The organism is Lentzea sp. NPDC036949, assembly GCF_055608075.1.
The window spans coordinates 226,767-246,870 of record NZ_JBVJRA010000002.1; the positions used below are offsets into that span (position 1 = coordinate 226,767).

20 protein-coding genes are annotated in these 20,104 nt (G+C 72.9%); 7 read left to right on the forward strand and 13 right to left on the reverse strand.

Going from position 1 to position 20,104, the window contains the following annotated elements:
- Positions 1 to 13: 13 nt before the first annotated feature.
- From ACZ7CD_RS07185 to ACZ7CD_RS07205, 5 genes are read right to left on the reverse strand one after another with little or no spacing between them, the layout of a single operon-like run.
- Entirely contained in the window at positions 14 to 967 is a 954-nt protein-coding gene (locus tag ACZ7CD_RS07185; protein WP_470378502.1) for an arabinan endo-1,5-alpha-L-arabinosidase, read from the reverse strand.
- 6 nt (positions 968 to 973) lie between these two features.
- Positions 974 to 2,413: a family 43 glycosylhydrolase gene (locus ACZ7CD_RS07190; protein ID WP_470378503.1), complete on the reverse strand. Its 1,440-nt coding sequence runs from the start codon at positions 2,411 to 2,413 to the stop codon at positions 974 to 976.
- Between the two features lie 11 nt (positions 2,414 to 2,424).
- On the reverse strand, positions 2,425 to 3,756 hold the full coding sequence (locus ACZ7CD_RS07195; RefSeq protein WP_470378504.1) for a glycoside hydrolase family 43 protein: 1,332 nt from the start codon (positions 3,754 to 3,756) through the stop codon (positions 2,425 to 2,427).
- 12 nt (positions 3,757 to 3,768) lie between these two features.
- Positions 3,769 to 4,776, reverse strand: coding sequence for an SGNH/GDSL hydrolase family protein (locus ACZ7CD_RS07200; protein WP_470378505.1), 1,008 nt, complete (start codon positions 4,774 to 4,776; stop codon positions 3,769 to 3,771).
- A complete protein-coding gene (locus ACZ7CD_RS07205) occupies positions 4,773 to 5,069 on the reverse strand; it encodes a rhamnogalacturonan lyase family protein (RefSeq protein WP_470378506.1) in 297 nt (98 codons plus the stop codon). Before ACZ7CD_RS07205 ends, ACZ7CD_RS07200 begins: the two co-directional genes overlap by 4 nt.
- Before the next feature lie 269 nt (positions 5,070 to 5,338).
- Here ACZ7CD_RS07205 and ACZ7CD_RS07210 point away from each other — a divergent pair, with 269 nt between their 5' ends.
- Positions 5,339 to 7,591 carry a cellulase family glycosylhydrolase gene (locus ACZ7CD_RS07210; RefSeq protein ID WP_470378507.1) on the forward strand — a complete coding sequence of 751 codons (2,253 nt, stop codon included), beginning with the start codon at positions 5,339 to 5,341 and terminating at the stop codon, positions 7,589 to 7,591.
- Between the two features lie 70 nt (positions 7,592 to 7,661).
- Positions 7,662 to 7,988, forward strand: a complete 327-nt coding sequence (locus ACZ7CD_RS07215; protein ID WP_360383954.1) for a hypothetical protein — start codon at positions 7,662 to 7,664, stop codon at positions 7,986 to 7,988.
- Between the two features lie 90 nt (positions 7,989 to 8,078).
- Here the strand turns inward: ACZ7CD_RS07215 and ACZ7CD_RS07220 are convergent, their stop codons facing one another.
- Complete coding sequence (locus tag ACZ7CD_RS07220) at positions 8,079 to 8,837, reverse strand: zf-HC2 domain-containing protein (RefSeq protein WP_470378508.1); 759 nt, start codon at positions 8,835 to 8,837, stop codon at positions 8,079 to 8,081.
- A gap of 93 nt (positions 8,838 to 8,930) precedes the next feature.
- Here ACZ7CD_RS07220 and ACZ7CD_RS07225 point away from each other — a divergent pair, with 93 nt between their 5' ends.
- From ACZ7CD_RS07225 to ACZ7CD_RS07240, 4 genes are read left to right on the forward strand one after another with little or no spacing between them, the layout of a single operon-like run.
- On the forward strand, positions 8,931 to 9,530 hold the full coding sequence (locus ACZ7CD_RS07225; protein WP_458434410.1) for a sigma-70 family RNA polymerase sigma factor: 600 nt from the start codon (positions 8,931 to 8,933) through the stop codon (positions 9,528 to 9,530).
- A gap of 44 nt (positions 9,531 to 9,574) precedes the next feature.
- Positions 9,575 to 10,210, forward strand: a complete 636-nt coding sequence (locus tag ACZ7CD_RS07230) for an ATP-binding cassette domain-containing protein (protein ID WP_470369098.1) — start codon at positions 9,575 to 9,577, stop codon at positions 10,208 to 10,210.
- Positions 10,207 to 11,010: a metal ABC transporter permease gene (locus ACZ7CD_RS07235; protein ID WP_360383943.1), complete on the forward strand. Its 804-nt coding sequence runs from the start codon at positions 10,207 to 10,209 to the stop codon at positions 11,008 to 11,010. Before ACZ7CD_RS07230 ends, ACZ7CD_RS07235 begins: the two co-directional genes overlap by 4 nt.
- A 3-nt stretch (positions 11,011 to 11,013) precedes the next feature.
- The gene (locus tag ACZ7CD_RS07240; protein WP_470374077.1) at positions 11,014 to 11,781 is read left to right on the forward strand and encodes a metal ABC transporter solute-binding protein, Zn/Mn family; all 768 of its coding nucleotides are present in this window, start codon (positions 11,014 to 11,016) and stop codon (positions 11,779 to 11,781) included.
- Positions 11,782 to 11,823: 42 nt separating this feature from the next.
- Here ACZ7CD_RS07240 and ACZ7CD_RS07245 read toward each other — a convergent pair whose 3' ends face one another.
- Positions 11,824 to 13,458, reverse strand: coding sequence for an AMP-binding protein (locus ACZ7CD_RS07245; protein ID WP_470378509.1), 1,635 nt, complete (start codon positions 13,456 to 13,458; stop codon positions 11,824 to 11,826).
- Complete coding sequence (locus ACZ7CD_RS07250; RefSeq protein ID WP_470378510.1) at positions 13,455 to 15,035, reverse strand: CoA transferase; 1,581 nt, start codon at positions 15,033 to 15,035, stop codon at positions 13,455 to 13,457. Before ACZ7CD_RS07250 ends, ACZ7CD_RS07245 begins: the two co-directional genes overlap by 4 nt.
- A 55-nt stretch (positions 15,036 to 15,090) precedes the next feature.
- Between ACZ7CD_RS07250 and ACZ7CD_RS07255 the strand changes: the two genes are divergently transcribed.
- The gene (locus tag ACZ7CD_RS07255) at positions 15,091 to 16,221 is read left to right on the forward strand and encodes an acyl-CoA dehydrogenase family protein (protein WP_470378511.1); all 1,131 of its coding nucleotides are present in this window, start codon (positions 15,091 to 15,093) and stop codon (positions 16,219 to 16,221) included.
- Here the strand turns inward: ACZ7CD_RS07255 and ACZ7CD_RS07260 are convergent.
- Genes ACZ7CD_RS07260 through ACZ7CD_RS07280 form a run of 5 tightly spaced genes read right to left on the reverse strand, consistent with a single transcriptional unit; the run spans position 16,166 to position 20,079 of the window.
- A complete protein-coding gene (locus tag ACZ7CD_RS07260; protein WP_458432459.1) occupies positions 16,166 to 16,939 on the reverse strand; it encodes a hypothetical protein in 774 nt (257 codons plus the stop codon). The two genes, ACZ7CD_RS07255 and ACZ7CD_RS07260, sit on opposite strands and share 56 nt — an antisense overlap.
- On the reverse strand, positions 16,936 to 18,066 hold the full coding sequence (locus ACZ7CD_RS07265) for an MFS transporter (RefSeq protein WP_470378512.1): 1,131 nt from the start codon (positions 18,064 to 18,066) through the stop codon (positions 16,936 to 16,938). The genes ACZ7CD_RS07260 and ACZ7CD_RS07265 overlap by 4 nt, the downstream gene beginning before the upstream one ends.
- Positions 18,063 to 18,605, reverse strand: coding sequence for a vitamin K epoxide reductase family protein (locus ACZ7CD_RS07270; protein ID WP_458432457.1), 543 nt, complete (start codon positions 18,603 to 18,605; stop codon positions 18,063 to 18,065). Before ACZ7CD_RS07270 ends, ACZ7CD_RS07265 begins: the two co-directional genes overlap by 4 nt.
- On the reverse strand, positions 18,602 to 19,402 hold the full coding sequence (locus ACZ7CD_RS07275; RefSeq protein ID WP_470378513.1) for a DsbA family protein: 801 nt from the start codon (positions 19,400 to 19,402) through the stop codon (positions 18,602 to 18,604). The genes ACZ7CD_RS07270 and ACZ7CD_RS07275 overlap by 4 nt, the downstream gene beginning before the upstream one ends.
- The gene (locus ACZ7CD_RS07280; RefSeq protein WP_360383919.1) at positions 19,399 to 20,079 is read right to left on the reverse strand and encodes a DJ-1/PfpI family protein; all 681 of its coding nucleotides are present in this window, start codon (positions 20,077 to 20,079) and stop codon (positions 19,399 to 19,401) included. Before ACZ7CD_RS07280 ends, ACZ7CD_RS07275 begins: the two co-directional genes overlap by 4 nt.
- Between the last annotated feature and the right edge of the window lie 25 nt (positions 20,080 to 20,104).

Here is a 20,104-nt window from a genome sequence, read left to right on the forward strand (position 1 = left end):
GCGCGGGCACCCCTCACCGCAGGTACGGCCAGCCCGCGGAGTCGAGGGCCAGCAGGTTGACGCCGAGCCGGGACGCGCCGGAGTCGGTGTAGTAGTGGTAGACGAGCAGGTCGCCGTCGACGTCGCTGAGGACGTCCTGGTGGCCGGGCCCGTGCACGCTGCCCTGCCCCGCCAGGACCTCCGTGCCGCCGCCCGAGGTCAGGGCGGTGCCGTTGCGGTCGATGTAGGGACCGGTGACGCTCGTCGATCGGCCGACCATGACGCGGTAGGTGCTTGACGCGCCCCGGCAGCAGTAGTCGAACGAGACGAACAGGTAGTAGTAGGAGCCCCGTTTGACGATGTTCGGCGCCTCGATCGGGCCGCCGTTGCGCCCGGCGAGGGACCGGATCGTGGAGTCGGCCCGCAGACCCGTGGACGGGTTCAGCGCGACCATCTTGATCCCGGACCAGAACGAGCCGAAGCTCAGCCACCAGCGGCCCTGGTCGTCCACGACGAGGTCGGGGTCGATGGCGTTGAAGTCGTCGGAGGTCCGCGACTCGACGACGAGACCGCGGTGGGTCCAGGTGCCGGCGTTCCCGCTGGGGCTGGTGGCGAGGAAGATCGCCGACCGGTTCGAGCCGAACGTCGAAGCGGAGTAGTACAGCCAGTACTGGCCGTTGCGGAACGACAGGTCCGGTGCCCAGAGGTTGCGGTCGCCGTTCGTGTACGGAGTGGTCCAGGACGCCCCGTTCGGGAACGCCGACCCGGCGGAGCGGAACGCGACCCGGTCGGTGGAGGTCCGGAGCGCGATGTCCCTCCCGGTGTGCGCCACCAGGTAGCTGCCGTCGGCGCGCCGGACCGCGCTCGGGTCGTGCACGCCGGTGTCACCCGTGACGCGGCCCGGCAGGGGATAGGCAGAGGCGGGGGGTGCCGTTCCGGCGACGGTGGCCAGCACCACCGCCGCGACCAGTGCGATCTTCCTCGTCATCGCGGATCACTCCAGCACGAACGTCGCATCGGAACGGCCCTGCGCGTCGGTGACCGCCTGCAGGAAGAGCAGACCGCCGTTGACGCGCACGTAGAGGCCGGGGAAGTTGACCGACTCGAACGACACCGCCGAGCTCGCGGCGAGTCCCGCGCGCTGGGTGAAGCTCGCGTCGTTGCGGAACAGGGTGCTGCCGTCGCTGCGGTCCACCCACAGCTCGTTGTTGCGGTGGCGCAGGTAGTAGCCGGGGAAGTTGGTCGACTCGAGCGACACGGTGCCGGACCCGGTCAGCCCGGTGACGACCCGGAACTGCGAGTCGGCCAGCGGCGACACGTTCGCCTCCAGCCGGGCGCGGTACTCCCAGTGCCGCACGAAGCGGTCGGCGGCGGCGTAGGACCGCAGCCGCACCGGCGTCGGGCCGTCGGGCACCGGAATGCCGAAGTCCGGGGTGCCGTCGGAGCGGTAGTGGACCTTCTGCACGCGGGTGCGGCGGTTCGGGTCGTTGAGCGGGTCGCCGCTGATGTCGCGGTAGTTGCGGTCGTGGTAGACGAGGACGTCGCTGGCACCGTCCTCGGAGACGGTGAACGAGTTGTGGCCGGGACCGTACTGGCCGGTCGCCGCGTTGCTGGTGAACACCGGGTCGGCGCTCTTCGTCCACGACGCCGCGTTGAGCGGGTCGGCCGACGCGGAGGCGGTCAGCAGCCCGAGGCAGTAGTTCGCGTCGGTGGCACTGGCCGAGTAGGTCAGGAAGAGCCGCCCGTTGCGCTGCAGGACCGACGGCCCCTCTGCGACCTTGTACCCGCGGGTCTCCCACACCAGCGCCGGCACGGTCAGCCGCGTCACCGTCCCGGTGATGGTCCACGGGTTCGCGCCCATGCGGGCCAGGTAGAGGTTCGAGTTGGTGGCGATGCCCGGTTCCTGCTGCGCCCAGGTCAGGTACCGCACGCCGTTGTGCACGAACGTCGAGGCGTCCAGCGAGAAGGTGTCCCACGGCGTGGTGATCCGGCCGCGTTCGGTCCACGGCCCGGTCAGCGGGTTGGCAGCCGAGCTCTCCAGCACGTACATGCGGATGCACCAGACGTCGTCGGTGCGCCCGGCGGCGAAGTAGACGTACCACCTGCCGTTGATGAAGTGGATCTCCGGTGCCCAGATGTGGGCGCCCATCTCACCGCTGGAGTGCTTGCGCCAGATCACCGTCTCCGCCGCCGTGGCCAGGCCCTGGATCGTCGTCGCGCGGCGCAGGACGATCCGGTCGTACTCCGGGACGGTCGCGGTGAAGTAGTAGAAGCCGTCGGTGTGCTTGAAGACGTGCGGGTCGGCCCGCTTCTCGGCGATCGGGTTGGTGTAGCGCACCGCAGGCGCCGCACCGGCCTGCGGCACCGGCATCCCGGCCACGCAGGTGACGACCGCGAGCACCAGCACCGCCAGGCGGAGGAAGACCGTCCTCATCGGCTGTCCTTTCAGGCCAGTGGGGCGGCGGCGGTGAACGACGCGTCACCGGCGAACGCCGAGTCGGAGGTGCGCCAGTCCACGCGCAGTTCGTAGTTGTGGTGGCGCAGGTAGCGGCCGGGGTGGGAGTAGGACTCCAGTGACGTGCCGGTGCCGGCGAGTCCGGTGCGGGCGCAGAACGTGGCGTCGCGGGCGAACGTGGCGTCACCGGTGTTGGCGTCCAGCCGTGCCTTGAAGTCGTGGTGCCGCAGGTAGCGGTCGGGGAAGTTCACCGAGCGCAGCGAGTGGCAGTTCGCGTTGGCCAGGCCCGCCACGACCGTGAACGTCGCGTCCTGACGCGTGGAGAGCGGGCTGGACGAGCTCACCGGGTCCACGTACGCGAGGTTGTCGCGGTGGCGGACGTACCGGTCGGGGAAGTTCACCGAGCGGAACGAGCGGGCGCCTGTGGCGATGGCCGTGCCGTCGCCGGAGTCCTCACGCAGGACCGTGAAGTGCCGTGCGGTACCGGACAGCCCCGCCAGCTCGGTCTTGGCGCCGAACGTCGTGAGGTTGCCGCTGTCGGCGTAGAAGTAGCGCCGCTGGCCGTACTGGTCGAAGTAGATCCGCCAGCGGCCGTCGGGCAGCCGCACCAGAGCGGGTCCCTCCAGCCCGGAGCCCCAGCCCGCCCAGTTCCCGGTGCCGACGAACGTCCACGGCCCGGTCAGCGACGTGGCCGTGGCGTGCTCGACGTACTTGGTCGTCTCGTTCTTGAGGAAGTTGTGGTAGGTGCCGCCGACCTTGACCAGGAAGCTGTCGATGTAGTTGGCCGGGATGCCCAGCGCGACCGGGCTCGTCCACGCCGACAGGTCCGCGTTCGTCGCGGTGATCCGGTACGGGCGGAACTGCCCGGCCGTTCCCGTCGTGGACGCGGAGAAGACGACGTGGACGCTGCCGTCGGAGTCCTTGAACCACTCCGGTGCCCAGGTGCTGCCGGTGGCGCCGTTGAGGCCTATCCGGACGTTGCGCAGGAACGTCCACGTCACGTAGTCGGCACTGCGGGCGAAACCGATCGTGTCACCGGTCCAGTTCGTGGTGTAGACCAGGTAGTAGTAGCCGTCGGTGTGCCGGATGACGCTGGGATCGCGGATCAGGCCCGACGGCGGTGTGTAGGCGTTCGCCCTGACCTGGGTGAAGCCGGTGGCGTTGGCCGAGTCGTAGACGTACATGTTCGACTCGCTGCTGTTGGTGAACGCCGTCATCAGGTAGTGCGGCACCGGACCTGCCGCCGAGGCGGCGGGGACGACGACGGCCGCCGCGACGAGCGCGGTCACGAGCAGGACGAGCCGGAGTGCTGTGCGCGGCATGGACCGGCTCCCTCAGAACTTCGCGGCGACGATCGGCGCCAGGCGGTCGGCGATCTTGCGGTGCCCCTGGTCGTTGGGGTGCACGTTGTCGGTCGTGTCGGTGGCCTCGACGATCCAGCCGGTGGTGTCGACGAACCAGACGCGGCCGTCACCGCCGTTGACGACCTCCTGCACGGCCGCCTGCGTCTCCGGCAGGTACCGCTTGCGGAACGTGCCCAGCGCGAAGACCGCCGCGGTCGGGTACTTCTCCCGCACCCGCCGCAGCAGCGTCACGTAGGAGGCGCGGAACTGCTCCTTGGTGACGCTGTGACCGACGTCGTTGGTACCGAGGTTGATCACGACCGCGTCCGCCCGGTAACGGCCGAAGTTCCACGCCGGGGCGTTCAGGGCGAGACCGGTGCGCAGGAAGCCCTCGCGCATGCTCAGGCACCCGTCCGCCGCCGGGTGCAGGCACGCGCCGCCGACCGCGATCTGCGTGTGGCCGGCCTTCAGCCGCTCGCCGGTCAGCCAGCCGTACGCGGTCAGCGCCTGCTTGGACGACTGCTGGCCGACGGTGATCGAGTCGCCGACGAACTCGATGGTCTTCGCGGGCACGGCGGGCGCGAACGTCCGCGCGCCGGTGTCGATCTCGATGCCCTGGTACACCGCGTCGCCCTTGTAGGAGCCTGCGATCGGGCGGTAGGACACGCGCAGGGTGTGGTTGCCGGTGGCCAGTGGGGTGGGCGTGAGGTCGACCGTCCCGCTTCGGTTCACGTACGACACGTCGGGGCCGCCGTCGATGCTGGCGAAGAAGTCGATCGTGCCGCGCTGCCGGAGCTTCACCGTCCGTCCGGTGAACCCGATGACGACGTGCGCACCCGCCCACTCGGACACGTAGGCGCCGGCCGAGCTCGTGTTCCAGCGGCCGGTGTAGCGGGCGTTCGGATCGGTGGGCGGGCTCGTGACGGCCGCCGTGGCCGCCGGTGCCGCGACGGCGGTGCCCGCGAGCACCGCCACCGCGACGAGCAGGGTCCTGATCATGGTGCGACCTTTCCGCGCCAGGGCAGGGGACGCGCGCCCTCGTGGACCATGAAGATTTCGAGACCGGGGCGGTTCGGGTCGATGTCGGTGACGTGCAGGGCGTCACCGTGCCCGACCCGGACCGCTGCTCCGGTGACGGCGCTGCCCGGTGGCAGCACGCCGGTCGAGCTGTACGCGAGCGACCCGTCGTCGTCGAGCGTCGCACCGCCGTGGACGACCTCCTGCCGCAGCTCTCGTCCGGCCAGGACGGCGGTGACCACCACTGGGAGCAGCACGCTTCGTCGCGGGTCCACAGCGGTCAGGATGACCCGGCGGACTGGCGCGCGCAAGGGTGAGAAGTGTTGTGCAGCAATGTGGAAAGCGTTTTCCAAACTTGATCGTCGATTCGGGTGCGCCGTTCGACGGAGCAGGTGTCGAACGGGTCGAACGGCCATCGACCGGTGTTGCGCGTCCCGGTGGGGCCAGTCGGCGGTGTGGTCGCTTGATCCGCCGTGGTTACAGTCCCACTCCGGGAGCGCTCCCAGAAGATGTCCTCCCCTGTCGAACACCTCAGGAGGTCGTGGTGGCCCGCAGACTCCTCCGAGCGGTGGTGGCCGTCCTGGTGCTGGCGGCCTGCGCGGTCGTCGCTCCCACGCCCGCCGGCGCCGCCGCACCCGTTCGGATCATGGCCCTCGGCGACTCGATCACCGGCTCACCCGGCTGCTGGCGTGCGCTGCTGTGGAAGCACCTGCAGGACACCGGTCACACCGGCGTCGACTTCGTCGGTTCGCTCCCGGCGCCGGGCTGCGGTTTCCCCTACGACGGCGAGAACGAGGGCCACGGTGGCATCCTCGCCACGAACATCGTGCGGGACAACCAGCTCCCCGGCTGGCTGGCCACCGCACGGCCGGACGTCGTGCTGATGCACCTCGGCACGAACGACGTGTGGAACAACATCCCGGCGCAGACCATCCTCAACGCCTACACCACCATGCTCGGCCAGATGCGCGCCGCCAACCCGGCGGTGAAGCTGGTCGTGGCCCAGCTCATCCCGATGAACCCCTCCGGCTGCCCGGCCTGCGGCCAGCGCGTGGCCGACCTCAACGCCGCCATCCCGGCCTGGGCGAGGGCGAACAGCACGACGGCCTCACCGATCACGGTCGTCGACCAGTGGACCGGTTTCAGCACCGCCACCGACACCACCGACGGCGTCCACCCCAACACCACCACCGGCATCCAGAAGATCGAGAGCCGCTGGTACCCGGCCGTGGTGGCCGCTCTCGGGACGCAACCCCCGGCCGCGCCCGGCCTGCACGTCGAGGGCACCCGCGTCGTCGAGGCGAACGGCACCCCGTTCGTGATGCGCGGCGTCAACCACGCCCACGTCTGGTACCCGAACCGGACCAGGGCGTTCGCGGACATGAAGTCCTTCGGCACCAACACCGTCCGCGTCGTGCTCGGCAGCGGCCAGCGGTGGGGCCCGACCCCGGCCGCCGAGGTGTCGTCCGTCATCGCGCTGTGCAAGCAGAACAGGATGATCTGCGTCCTGGAGGTCCACGACACCACCGGCTACGGCGAGCAGAGCGGTGCCGCGAGCCTCGACCAGGCCGCCACCTACTGGCTCGGCGTCGCGGACGCCCTGAAGGGCCAGGAGAACTACGTCGTCATCAACCTGGGCAACGAGCCGTTCGGCAACAACGCCCAGGTCAGCGCCACGTGGGCCACGGCGACGAGCAGCGCGGTCACCCGCCTGCGCGGCGCCGGCCTGCACCACCTGATCATGGCGGACGCCCCGATGTGGGGCCAGGACTGGCAGAACGTCATGCGGGACGGCGCGGCAGCGGTGTTCGCCGCCGACCCGTTGCGCAACACCGTGTTCTCCATCCACATGTACGGCGTCTACGACACCGCGGCCGAGATCAACGCCTACTTCGACGCGTTCCAGACCGCGGGCCTGCCGCTCGTGGTGGGCGAGTTCGGCTTCGACCACAGCGACGGCGACCCCGACGAGAACACCATCATGGCCCAGGCGCAGGCCCGCGGCCTCGGTTACCTCGGCTGGTCGTGGAGCGGCAACGGCAGCGACGTCGCCTACCTGGACATGACCACCTCCTTCGACCCGGCCGCACTGACCCCGTGGGGCGAGCGCTTCCTCAACGGTGCCAACGGAATCCGCCAGACCGCGAAGGAGGCCACGATCTTCGGCGGCGCGGTGGACCCCGTCCCGCCGTCCGCTCCGGGCGCCCCGGTCGCGTCGAACGTGACCTCCACCGGCCTGACGCTGACCTGGCCCGCCTCGACCGACAACGTCGGCGTCACCGGCTACGACGTCTACCGCGCCCTGGGCCCGGCTGCGTTCGCCCTGGTCGGTTCGGTCCCGTCGGCCACCTACACCGACACCGGTCTGACCGCCTCGACCACGTACCGGTACCGCGTGCGCGCCAAGGACACGACCGGCAACGTCTCCGCCGACTCCCCGGTCGTGTCGGTGACAACGGGCGCGGGTTCGGCGAGCTGCAAGGTCGCGTACTCGGGTTACAACTGGGGCGGTGGCAACGGGTTCACGGCGGGTGTGACCATCACCAACACCGGTGCCGCCCCGGTCGACGGCTGGACGCTGGCGTTCAGCTACGCGGACGGGCAGCGGCTGACGCTGCCGGGGTGGGGTGCCACGTTCGCGCAGTCCGGCGCGGCGGTCACGGCGGTGAACCTCGCTTGGAACCGGACGTTGGCACCCAACGGGTCGGTGAGCATCGGGTTCAACGGGACGTACAACGGGGTGAACTCGGCGCCGGGGGCGTTCTCGTTGAACGGGAGCACCTGCACGACCGGCTGATGTGGAGCGCGCTGCGGGCCGTCGTGCTACAACGGTGCGACGGTCCCGCACAGCCAGGAAGTGCCATCACATGGAGAACGTCGTCGAGTCCATCGCGACCGAGTTGCTGATCGACGGCCTCACCGACTGGGTGCACGCCGACCTGCCGATCGGCTGGGCGCGCGAGACCGTGGGCGAGGACTTCAAACCGATCGCCGTCGCCGTGGTCGAGTACGTGGTTCTGGGTGGACTGATGGTCGCGGGCGACCTCGGCGGGACCGGTTTCGAGGCGTGGCCGGGAACCCCGGCGGACCACGTGCGCACGGTGGTGGAGAGGTACGAGGCGTACGACTGGAACCCGCAGGGCATGGCCGGCTGGCTCGCCAACACCGAGGCGGGCGACGCGCGGGTGGGTTGACGCGCTGGAGGGCTGACGCGGCAGCGGCTCCTCACGGGACCGGCGCCTGGTCACGCCGACCGGCACCGCTTCACGCCGACCGGCGCCCGGTCACGCCGCCCGGCGCCGGTTCACCGGCCGCAACCGGACCCGCCGCCCAGCCGCAGCCCGCCCAGCCGTGGCCCGCCCAGTCGCAGGCTGCTCAGCCCGCGACACGTCGTCAGCAAGACCTCCGCCGGACTCGCCACCGGAGGAGACCCGCCCACCCGGCCCCCGATCGCGGAAGTGCACCACCGCGAGCAAGGCCAGCCCGATGACCAGCAACGAGTGCGACAGCACCCGGCCGGCGGTCGCCGTTCCGTTGACCAGGTCGCTCGCCGAGTACGGCACCAGCACGGCCACGAAAGCCGCCGTCACCGGGAGCACGCCCGCCGTCGCCGCCGGCCGCAGCGCGGTCCACAGGAGACCGAGGCCCAGGGCCAGGTTCCAGGCCGTGCTCTCGTTGAACAGGTGGCTGCTGTCCACACCGGTGGTGTGCCCGCCGTGCGCCGCGGAGCCCGTGCCCAGCACCTGGGCGAGCCCGAGGGTGAGCTGTGCGACAGCGACCCCGCCGAGCAGGGCCCGCGACAGCCACGCCCGCGGTGCGGGTGGGGTGAGTGCGGGGGTGGCGTCGAGGACGGCCGCGGCGAGGTCCGGCGCCGGTGCGGCTGGGCGGACGCGCAGCGTGCGGGTCAGGGCGGTGGCGGTCTCCTGCCACTGGCGGCAGGGTGCGCAGGAGCCGAGGTGCGCGTCCACCTCCTCGGCGGGCACGCCCTCGTCTTCCCCGTCGAGGCGGGCGGACAGGGCTTCGCGGCAGGTGCTGCAGTCCACATGCACATTGTCGGTCATCCGGCCCAGTTGGTTCCCGGTGATCTGTGAACGGTTCGGCGGACGCGGGTCCGGCACGTGGCCCAGCGGGTCCGAATGGCCGGTGAGGTCACCGGACGGTGGCCGTTACGATGCGGCCTCGTGAACTCCCCCGATGACGAGGTGACCCGCTGGGCGTTGCAGGCACGCGGGGGTGACCGGGTTGCCCTCGAGCGGTTCGTGCGGGCGACGCAGCGGGACGTGTGGCGGTTCGTCGCGCACCTCGCGGACGTCGGCGTCGCGGACGACCTGGCGCAGGAGACGTACCTGCGGGCGTTGCCGAGCCTGCGCAACTTCGAGGCACGCTCGTCGGCGATGACCTGGCTGTTGTCGATCGCGCGGCGGGTCGTGGTGGACCAGGTGCGGATGGCGCAGTCGCGGCCGCGGGTGTCCGCGGACGTCGACTGGGTTCAGGCCGCGGACCGGGGGCAGGGCACGTCGTCGGGGTTCACGGCGATCGTCGAGCTCAACGTGCTGCTCGACGGGCTCGCGGAGGACCGGCGGGAGGCGCTGGTGCTCACGCAGGTGCTCGGGCTGGGGTACGCCGAGGCCGCGGAGGTCGTCGGCTGCCCGATCGGCACGATCCGGTCGCGGGTGGCGCGGGCGCGGGAGGACCTGGTCAGGGCCGCCGGGCAGGACGCCACCGAAGTCGGCTGACAACTGCCGGGAACTGACCCGGCCGGGTGAACGACCTGTGGCACGTGACCGCGTCGTCCCTGCTGTTCCGAGGTGTGCATTGCCGCTATGGCAGGCACACCGCCGTTCATGCCGTCGACCTCGACGTGCCCGCGGGGCTGCGGGTGGCGTTGATCGGCACCAACGGCTCCGGCAAGTCGACGTTGCTGCGCGCGGTGCTGGGGTTCCAGCCGATCGCGGACGGCGTGGTGGAGGTCGGCGGGGTGCGGGCCGGCAACGCCGCGCAGTGGCGCCGGAGGCGGGCCGAGGTCGCGTGGATCCCGCAGCTGCGGTCGGCGGGGCGGTTCCCGTTGCTGCTGGGCGAGTTGCTCGACAGCAGCGGTCACGGCGAGGCGGCGCGTGCGGCGGCGGAACGGCTCGGGCTCGCCGGGGTGGAGTCCCGTGGCGTGCACACGTTGTCCGGTGGTCAGGCGCAACGGGCGTGGCTCGCGCGGGCGGTCGGGGCCGTGGCCGCCGGAGCGGGCGTGCTCCTGGCCGACGAACCCACCGCGGCGCTCGACTTCGCGGGCCAGGAGGAAGCGGCGGCGGTCATCGCGGCGTTGCCGGTGACGGTGCTGGTGGCGACGCACGACCGGGCCGTGGCCGACGCGTGCGACCGGGTCGTGGAGATGGCCGCCGGGCGGCTGCGGGACGTGGCGTGATCGCGGAGCTGCTCGCGCTGGTCCCGGTGCAGCGCGCGGGTCTCGGCCTGCTGCTGGGTGCCGTCGCGTTGCCGCCGGTCGGGGTGCTGGTCGTCGGCCTCGACATCTACCCGGTGCGGTTCGCGATCATGCACGTGGCGTTGCTCGGCAGCGCGATCGGCCTGCTCACCGGCACCGACCCGCTGCTGTGGGCGCTGGCGCTGTGCGCGCTCGCCGGCGGTGGGCTGGCGCCGTTCGCGACGACGTCGGCGGGGCTGTCCGGTGCGATGGGGTTGCTGATGAGCCTCGCCATCGCCGTGGCGCTGCTGGTGCTGTCGATCTCCGGCGTGAACGCCAACGGCGCGTTCGAGCTGCTGTGGGGCTCGATCCTGTCGACCCGGCCGGTCGACCTGGTGGTGCTCGGGGTGCTGGCGGTGGCCATTCCGGCGCTGTTCTGGTGGCGTCGCGGGGATCTGGCGTTGCTGCTGCACGACAGGGAGCTCGCCGCGTGCTCCGGTGTGCGCACCGGACCGCTGACCGCGGCGCTGCTCGTGGTGATCGCGGTGTCGATCGCCGCGGCGATCAAGCTGACCGGCGCGCTGCTCGTGGACGCGCTGACCCTGCTGCCCGCGCTGGCGGCGCGGCGGATCGGCCGCGGCCTGACCGGCATGGTCGTCGCGTCGGTCGGCATCGGCCTCGTCGTGGCCGTCGGCGGTCTGCTGCTCGCACTCGCACTGGACCAGCCACCCGGTCCGGTGCTCGTCCTGCTGGCGGGCGTGATCGCCCTGCTGGCCCAGTTGTCGCCGATGAGGAGAACCTGACCCGTGAAGACCAAGCTCGTGGTGCTCGGCGCGGTGCTCGCGCTGACCGCCTGCGGCGGCGGAGCCCAGCCCGCGTCCCCGGCCGCCCCGGCGGGCAAGAAGGTCGTCGCCGCCACGGCGTGGGAGGCCGCGCTGGCCAAGGCCGCGGGTGCGACCGACGTGCGGGTCGTGGTGCCGGCGACCGTGGCGCACGCGGCGGACTACGACCCCAAACCGTCCGACCTCGCCGCCGTCGCGGGCGCGGACCTGGTGCTGTACGCGGAGTTCGAGGGGTTCGCGCCCCGGCTGAAGGAGGCCGCGGGCGGGGCGGCGCAGGTGGAGGCGGTGAAGCTGGAGAACGCACCGGAGGTGGTGCGCGCCGAGGTGACGCGGCTGGCCGGCCTGCTCGGCACCACCGACGCGGCCGAGAAGTGGCTGGCGGAGTTCGACACCACGCTGAAGTCGGTCGAGCAGCAGGTGCGCGGCTCGTTCCCCGGCGGCAAGGCGCCGAAGGTGGTCAGCCAGGCGTTCGTGGCGTACATGGCCGCGGTCACCGGCGCCGAGGTGGTCGGCACGTTCGGCCCGCAGCCGGTCACCCCGGCGCAGCTCGCCGAGCTCGCGGGCAAGCAGCCGGACCTGGTGTTCGACAACGCGCACATGTCGACCGGGACGGTGCTGCCCGGTTCGGCCGCGCGGCAGGTGCGGATCGTGAACTACCCGGGCGAGGACCTCGACCTCCTCGGCGTCTTCACGGCGAACGCCGCGGAGATATCGAAGGCCCTCAAGGCCTGACGGGGCATGCGCCCGGCGGACGGCCCGTCCGCCGGGCGCGCCTCACGACCGCCGCACGAGGTCCTGCACGGCGCGGCGGTCCACCTTCCCGGCCGCGCCCAGCGGCAGCGCGTCCACCACGACCAGCCGCTCGGGGAACTTCCGCGGCTCCAGCCCCTGCGCCGACAGGTGTGCCGTCAGGTCCTCCAGCACGAGCGCCGGATCGCCCACGACACAGGCGCACAACCGTTCGCCCAGCACGTCGTCCGGCACCGGCACGCACACCACGTCCCGCACCGCCGGGTGCGTGACGAGCAGCGCCTCGACCTCGGCGGGGCTGATGTTCAGGCCACCGCGGATGATCACGTCCTTGCGCCGCCCGACCACGTGCAGGTAGCCCTCGTCGTCGATGCGGCCGAGGTCGCCGGTGCGCACCCAGCCGTCCGGCGTGCGGTAGCGCTCGTTCAGCTCGGGTGCGCCGACGTAGCACAGCGGCGACATCGGGCCGAGCGCGATGATCTCGCCGACCGCGCCGGGCGGCACGTCGTGCAGGGTGTCGTCCACGATGCGCAGGCGTGCGACGAACGGGTTGGGGCGGCCCGCGGTGTCGGCGTGGCCGGGCGGGTCGTCCAGGGCGGTGTGGCAGTTGACGCCGTCCGCCGAGCCGTAGACGTTCACGACCGTGCAGCCGAGCGTGTCGCGGACGCGTGCGGCGGTCGTGGCGTCCAGGGCGGCACCGCCGAGTGCGACCACGCGCAGGCTGGACGTGTCGTACCGGTCGAGGTCGGGGGAGTCGGCGATCATCCGCAGCATGGTGGGCACCGCGAGCACGTGCGTGGGGCGGGCGCGTTCGACCATTGCCAGCGCGGCCGTGACGTCGAACTTGGGCAGCAGCACGAGGGTTCCGCCGTGGACGGCGAGCGTGACGGAGGTGCCGTTGCTGCCGTAGGACGACGCCAGCGGCACCAGCACGAGGTTCCGCAGCTCGGGGTCGCCGCCCATCAGCTCGCCGATGAACCGGCCGCGGCCGCCGACGAGGGCGTTGTGCGAGTACAGCACCATCTTCGGCGCTGCCTCCGAGCCGGAGGTGACGAGGATGCGCGCGGGTCCGTCCGGGTCGGGGGACGCCGGGGTGAACCGGTCCGGGTGGGCGGCCAGCAGCGCCGCCACCGGCACGCAGCCCGCCGGCACCACGCCGTCGCCCGCCGCGATCACGGTCCGCAGCTCGGGCAGCTCGCCGGCCAGCGCGCGGGTCCGCTGGGCGCAGGGGTAGTCGCCGTAGCGCGTCGTCGTGACCACGGCGACCGCGCCGGACCGGCTGAGCAGGCTCGCCGCCTCCCGGTCACCGCGCCCGACCGGGTAGGGCAGCGCGACGGCACCCAGCGCGGCCACCGCGAGGTCGAACGCGCACGCCAGCCGACCGTTGGGCAGCTGGATGCCGACGACGTCACCCGGTTCCACGCCCATGCCCGCGAGGCCCGCCGCCAGGGAGCGGGCCATCAGGTCGAGCTCGGCGTAGGTGACCTCACCCTGCGCGTCGACGACGGCGACGCGGCCGGGACCGGCCAGGACGTGCTCGCGGAACAACGAGTACAGGTCGCGGTCGCGGTACAGACCGGTGGCGGCCCAGCCGCGGCGGAGCTCGTACGGCACGAGGTCCGCCAGGTGCCGCACGGCGGTGGTCGCGGCGAGTGTCACAGGAACCTCCACGGGGAGCCGAGAGCGGGACAGCCGCGGTCGTCGCGGCCCAGTACGGCGGCGAAGCGGGGGTCACCCGGCAGCGCCGCGAGGTCGGTGAGCACGTCCACGCCGCCGACCCGGCCGTCGACGGGAACGCGGAAACCGGGGGAGGGCCGGGACTTCGCGCCGGCGAGCAACGCACCGGCCGCGCCGAGCAGGCTGCTCTCGACGGCGACGCCGCGACCGGTGCGCCGGCGGGTCAGCACCCCGGCGAGCACGGCCTCCGCGCCGATCAGGCCGCCGAGCACGTCCACCAGCGTCATCAGCGACGGCGCGGGCTCCTCGTCGGCAGGGCGCACCAGCTCGGCCAGACCGGTGCGGGCCTGGACCATGAAGTCGGTGCCCAGCGGCGGGTCCACGAGGTCGCCGCCGCCCCAGCCGGACGTGTGGGCGTACACCAGTCCGTCCGGCAGGTCGGCCGCCGTGAGCCGCCACCTCTCGGCGTTGCCCGGCGCCCAGTTGTGCAGGAACACGTCCGCGTCCACCAAGAGGTCGCGCAGCCGTTGACGATCGGCGGGGTCCTTGAGGTCGACCTCGACGGCGTCCTTGCCGCGGTTGAGCGCGAGCCAGCGGGCCGACAGGTCGCGGCACATCGGCGGCATGCCCCGCAACGGGTCACCGCCCGGCGGCTCGACGCGGATCACCTTGGCGCCCAACAGACCCAGCAGGTGCGCGGCCATCGGTGCCTGGATGCGCCGGCCCGCCTCGTACACCACCAGGTCGTCGCCGGTGCGCGTCGCGACGCCGGCCGTGGGGCGGATGCTCCACGGCCGTTCGAGCGGCTGAACAGGACGGTGCACCCGGCAGACGCTGGCCCCGCTCACCATCGCGGCGGTGGTGATCTCCGCGAACGTGACGGCGCGGGTCGCCGCGTGCAGGGCCTCGGGAATCGGCGCAGTCGCTGTGGCATAGCGGAACTGGTACGGCCGCCAGCCCGCGCGGACCGCGGCGGAGTCCGTGCCGAGCGCCGCCCAGAACGCAGCCCACACCTCGGGCACCAGTGCCTCGACCTCGAACCGCACCCCGTCCGCGGTGGTGAACGGCGGTCCACCGGGCCGCAGGTCGACCGCCTCCGCCTCGTCCGCCCCCGCCGCAGCGAGGTACTGGGACACCGTCAGCAACGCCGCCTCGGCCACGCTGGTCCGCACCCGCGGCTCGCCCCGCAGCACCGCCGCGAGCAACCCCGTCACCGCCAGCACCCCGGCCGCCGTGCCGCAGTGGTCGACGCCGAGGCCGCGCGGTGAGCCGGACCGCCTGCCGTGCACGTGCATCACCCCGCACGCGGCCTGAACGGTCGCCTCGTCGCGCAGGCCGGGGACGTCCACCGGCCCGGCCCAGTCGACGACCACCTCGTGCCGATCACCGCCGTCCAGCACCAGAACTGCCTCGGCGGGTAGTTCCGCGAAGCCGGTGTGCACCTCCGCTCCCAGCGCGCGGAGGTGTGCGCGCAGCACGCGTGCCGCCGCGCTCGTGCCCGAGACCGACGCGGTCGCGCCTTCCAGGGCCAAGGCGTGCAGTGCTGTGGCTTCCGTCATGACCCAGAGGTCGTACGCGCGCCCATTCGGGTTCCCACGGTGGTGTGATGTGCCGGTGACGGGTGACACGCAGTTGCGGCGGTTCGTGGACGAGGTCGTGATCCCCGCCGAACCGGAGCTCGACGCGGGCGGCGGTCTCGCACTGCGCGACCTCGCCAAGCAGGCCGGGTTGTGGGCCCGGCCGCTGCCGGTCGAGCTGGGCGGCGGTGGTCAGCCGCTGGCCGGCTACCTCGCGGAGGCCGAGGACGAGGGGCGCAGCGACCACGGCCCTGACGTCGTGGGCTCGTCGAGCCTGCTGAACACGCGGATGCTGGCCGCGCACGCACATCCGGAGCTGCGGGACGCCGTGCTGACCGACCTCGTGGCCGGGCGCGCGCACGTCAGCTACGCGATGACCGAGCCGGGGGTCGCGGGCTCCGACCCGTCCGGGCTGCGCACCACCGCCGAGCGCGGCGCGGACGGCTGGTGGACCGTCACCGGCCGCAAGTGGTTCACCAGCGGTGCGGCCCGTGCGGACCTCGTGCTGGTCGTGGCCCGCACCGGCGACGGCTTCTCGGTCGTCGCCGTGCCGGCAGGCGGGTTCCGGGTGGACCGCGAGCTCGACGTCCTCGGTGCGGGCGGGCAGCACGAGATCTCGTTCGACGCGGTCCGCGTGCCACCGACGCACCTCGTCGGTGAGCAGGGGAACGGGATGCGGCTCGCCGGCGAACGGCTCGCGCTCGGGCGGACGTTGCGCGCGCTGCGCTGGGTCGGGCAGGCGCAGCGGTGCCTCGACCTGCTCGCGGACCGTGCGGTGTCGCGGGCGCTCGGCGACGGCGTGCTGGCCGACCGGCAACTGGTGCAGCGCCTGGCGTTCGAGTCCGAGCTGGAGGTGCGCTCGGCCCGGCTGTTGGCCCGCGAGGCGGCCGCGCTGGTCGCCGCCGGTGAGCGCGCGCCGGTCGAGGTGAGCCTCGCGAAGGTCGCCGCCGCACGGGCGCTGGACACCGCGGCCGACGCCGCGGTCCAGGTCTACGGGGCGGAAGGGCTCATGGCCGCAACGGGTCTGCCGCGGCTGCTGCGCGTGGCACGGGCCGCCCGCATCCTCGACGGCGCGGACGAGCTGCACGTCGCGACCACCGGACGGCGGCTGCTCACCAGGCGTCGGGCGGCACCAGACCGGTCAGCAGCGCGGCGCCGAGGAACGTGAAGAAGTCGCCCCACACCACCTGAAGACCGGTCAGGCCGTCGTACTCGGCACCGTCCGGCAGCGTGCGCAGCAGTCGTTCGCCCTCCTCGCGCCGACCGGCCTTCAGCAACGCCACGGCGGCGATCGCCACCGCCGAACTGTCCTGTGTGGACACGGTCCAGGCCGGACGCGGGTGGGTGAGCTGCAGCCACGCCTTGCCGCGCGGCCAGTCCGGGTCCAGTGCCAGGTGCGCTTGCTGATGGCAGCGCGCGACGGCGTGGTGGCCGTGGGCGTTCAGCAGCGGAACGAGCCCGGCCGCCCCGTCCGCGCGCACGGGCTGTCCCTCGGGGGCCAGCGCCGTGCCCCACGGAACCGCGCCCAACTCGCGGTCGTAGCACCGCGCGAGCCGGTCCGCGACCAGGGCCGTGCTGGGGCGTGCGGCGATGGTCCCCAGCCGTTCCGCGCCGCTGCCGTACCAGAAGATCATGCCGCGCAGCACCGTGTCCGCGTCCGCCCAGACGTCCAGCCGGTCCCGCACCGCGGCGACGTCACCGGTGCCGGTGACGAGACTCCGCAGCGTCAGCAGCCCCGCCCAGAACCCGCCGGTCCACGACCCGCGGGCCGAGGTCTTCCACCGCCCGTCGTGGCGGTAGAGCGGAAACCGTTCTCCCGCCGCGGCTTCGGCCTCGTCGACCCGGTCGCACAGCCGGCGCACCAGGTCGTGCGCCCAGCCGCTCACACCGCCACCGCGGTGCGCCGGACGACCAGCACGCCCACGGCGGCCGCCAGCCCGAACGCCACGCCGACGACACCCCACAGCCACGGGTAACCGGCCTGCTGCAGCACGAGCCCGGTGACCGGCGGCCCGGCGGCGAACCCGGAGAAGAACCCGGCCGACACCACCGCTGCCGCACGCCCGGCCAGCCCTTGCGGCACCGCCCGCAGCACCGCGACCATCGACACGGCGTTGCCCGCCACCGCGAACACCCCGATCCCCGCCGCACCGAACCACACCAGCCAGTGCACGTGCTCGGCCAGCGCCACCACCGCGACCGAGACGACGGCCCCGAGCGCCAGCAACGGCAGCACGGCGGCAGGGTCGCCCGCTCGCCCCGCCGCCGCGCTCCACCACACCCGGCCCACGATGCCGACCAGCCCCACCACGGCGATCGACCACGCCGCGACGGGTGCCGGCAGCTCCAGCCGGTCCACGCCGTACAGCGGGAAGAAGGTGTTCACCGACGCCAGCCCGAAGCCGAGCGCCAGCGAGAACACCGCCAGCGCGCGCACCCGGCCACCCACCCGCCCGCGCCCGCGCTGGGCCGGAACCGCCGGCACCGCGAGCCGTGTGGTCAGCACCGCGCCCACCAGGCACAGCACCGCGAGCACCCCGACGCCCCAGCGCCAGTCCACCACCGCGGTGGCACCGGCCAGCGGCACGCCCGCGACGAACGCGCCGAGCTGCACCCCGGACTGCTTCCACCCGGTCACCGCCCCGAGCCGCTCCCGTGCCACGGCGGCGACGACCACCTTGTTGGTGGCCGGGTTCGCCAGTGCCTGCGGCACCCCGCCCAGCGCCACCCCGGCCGCGATCCACCACACCGACCCGGCGACCGCCAGCACCGCCAGCGCCACCGCGCTGACCACGAACACCCCGGCCAGCGCGCGCCGCGCCCCGACCCGGTCCACCAGCGCCCCCGCGGGCAGCGACAGCAGCGCCGCCACCGCGAACCCCACCGCGACCAGCGCACCGAGCTGCCACTGCGCCACGCCGAGGTCGGTGACCAGCACCGGCCCCAGCGCGCCCAGCACGAACAGCTGCAGCATCGACACGGCCATCGCGGCCGTCGCCAGGACGGCCGTCACGCCGTCACCCAGTAGTCCCAGAACGCGTGCAGCACCAACGCGACGATGACCGCGTACCAGAGCACGAGCACAGTGCTGTGCAAGCGGCGCAACGGCGCGAGGCGTGGCCAGGTGTCGAGGGTGGTGTACCAGAACAACGGGATCACGACGATCCACACGACGATGCAGTACAGGCACAGCGCGTGGATGTCGTAGAGGCTGACGACGACAAGCCAGTGCACGAACACCACGGCCAGGCCGGTGCCCGCGTTGAGGGCGAGCCGGTAGGAGCGCGGCGGCGCGAACCCGGCCAGCAGTGCGACCCCGGTGGTCACCACGACCGCGAACCCGGCGATGCCGAGCAGCGGGTTGGGGAACCCGAACGCCGCCGCCTGCGGGCTGTCCATCACCGGCCCGCAGGACACCACCGGGTTCAGCGAGCACGTGGGCACGTGCGCCGGGTTCCGCAGCAGCGCCAGCTTCTCCAGGGTGAGCGCGGCGGACGCGGCGAACCCGAGTGCGCCGCCGGCCACGTACAGCCACGCCAGCGGGCGGCTCATCCGGCCAGCGCCGCGTCGATCTTCGCGCGCAGCTCGCGGTCGACGTCGGCGAACGACTTGCCCGACGGCTGGAACTGCTCGCCGTTGAGGAACAGCGTCGGCGTGCTCTGCACCCCGAGCTTGCGCGCGTCGGCCACGTCGCGGTCGATCGCGGCCCGCACGTCCGCGGACGCCATGTCGGCGCGGAACCGGTCCAGGTCGAGCCCGGCGGCGGTGGCGAACTGCTCGAACAGGCCGATCGCGCGGTCGCGGTCCGCACTGGTGTTCTGGCCGTCGACCGCCCAGCGGTCGTAGTTGCCGTAGAGCGCGTGGTACATCTCGGCGTACTTGCCCTGCCGGCCCGCCGCCTCGGCCGCCTGCGCCGCGGGCAGCGCCAGCGGGTGCATCTCCAGCGGCAGGTTCCTGGGCACGATGGTGACGCGCCCCCGGTAGTCGTCCTCCAGCTTCTTCGTCACGCCGGAGTAGTAGGCGGAGCAGGCCGGGCACTGGAAGTCGAGGAACTCGACCAGCACCACCCCGTCACCGTCCACTTTGGAGAGCGTGTGCGCACCGGCGGGCACCAGCGCGGCGGTCCTGTCCTCGGCGCCATCGCGCTGGAACAGCAGCACACCGCCGAACACGGCGGCAGCGAGCAGCACGACCACGGAGGTCAGCACCACGTTGAGCGACACGCCGCGGCGTGCCGTGACGGGATTCTTCTTCGTGCGGGACATCCTGTTGCGCCTCGGGTTGTTCGGGGACTCCTTGCTCAGGTAGTGGTCGGATCGGAGGCCGAGGAGTTCCCGGTCCACCGTCACTTGCGCCAGACGGTGCCCCTGCGCTCGTACTCCAGCACGGTCTCGACGCGTTGCGCGGTCTGCGCGCCGACGAACCGTTCCACCAGCCAGAGCGCGACGTCCAGGCCGGACGTGATGCCGCCGCCGGTGATCAGGTCGCCGTCGTCGACCACCCGCGCGTTCACCACGGTCGCCCCCTGCGCGGCGAGGTCGGCCTTCGCGCCGCTGTGCGTGGTGGCGTTGCGGCCGCGGGTGAGGCCCGCCGCGGACAGCACCATCGTCCCGGTGCAGATGCCCACCGGCAGCACGTCCGCCCCGGCCAGCCGGCGCAGGAAGCCCTGGTCGCCGATGAGCCGGTGCACACCAGGGCCGGTCCGCGCGGCATACCCGCCGCCGGGCACCACCAGCACGTCGGCCTCGCCGGGCGACCAGCCGCGCGCGACCTCGACCTTCGTGCCGTACGTGCAGGTGACCGTGCCCGGCCGGCCGGACGTGACCTGGGTGGTCACGACGGCACCGCCGGACATCCGCCCGGCCAGGCCCAGCACCTCCACCGGTGCCACGAAGTCCTGCTCCTCCACGCCGTCGAACAACAGCACCTGGACGCGCAACGGCTGCGCCGCCGACGCGGTGGCGCCCGCCGCGCCCGTGATCCCCAGCGACAGCGCCGATGCGCGCAGGAATGTCCGTCGTTCCACGGTGGCCTCCCAGGTCCGGTGTCGT

Bases quoted from the DNA above. Each gene is read 5' to 3' on its own strand.
- ACZ7CD_RS07185 (WP_470378502.1), bottom strand. From the start codon at position 967: ATGACGAGGAAGATCGCACTGGTCGCGGCGGTGGTGCTGGCCACCGTC.
- ACZ7CD_RS07190 (WP_470378503.1), bottom strand. From the start codon at position 2,413: ATGAGGACGGTCTTCCTCCGCCTGGCGGTGCTGGTGCTCGCGGTCGTC.
- ACZ7CD_RS07195 (WP_470378504.1), bottom strand. From the start codon at position 3,756: ATGCCGCGCACAGCACTCCGGCTCGTCCTGCTCGTGACCGCGCTCGTC.
- ACZ7CD_RS07200 (WP_470378505.1), bottom strand. From the start codon at position 4,776: ATGATCAGGACCCTGCTCGTCGCGGTGGCGGTGCTCGCGGGCACCGCC.
- ACZ7CD_RS07215 (WP_360383954.1), top strand. From the start codon at position 7,662: ATGGAGAACGTCGTCGAGTCCATCGCGACCGAGTTGCTGATCGACGGC.
- ACZ7CD_RS07225 (WP_458434410.1), top strand. From the start codon at position 8,931: ATGGCCGGTGAGGTCACCGGACGGTGGCCGTTACGATGCGGCCTCGTG.
- ACZ7CD_RS07250 (WP_470378510.1), bottom strand. From the start codon at position 15,035: ATGACGGAAGCCACAGCACTGCACGCCTTGGCCCTGGAAGGCGCGACC.
- ACZ7CD_RS07270 (WP_458432457.1), bottom strand. From the start codon at position 18,605: ATGAGCCGCCCGCTGGCGTGGCTGTACGTGGCCGGCGGCGCACTCGGG.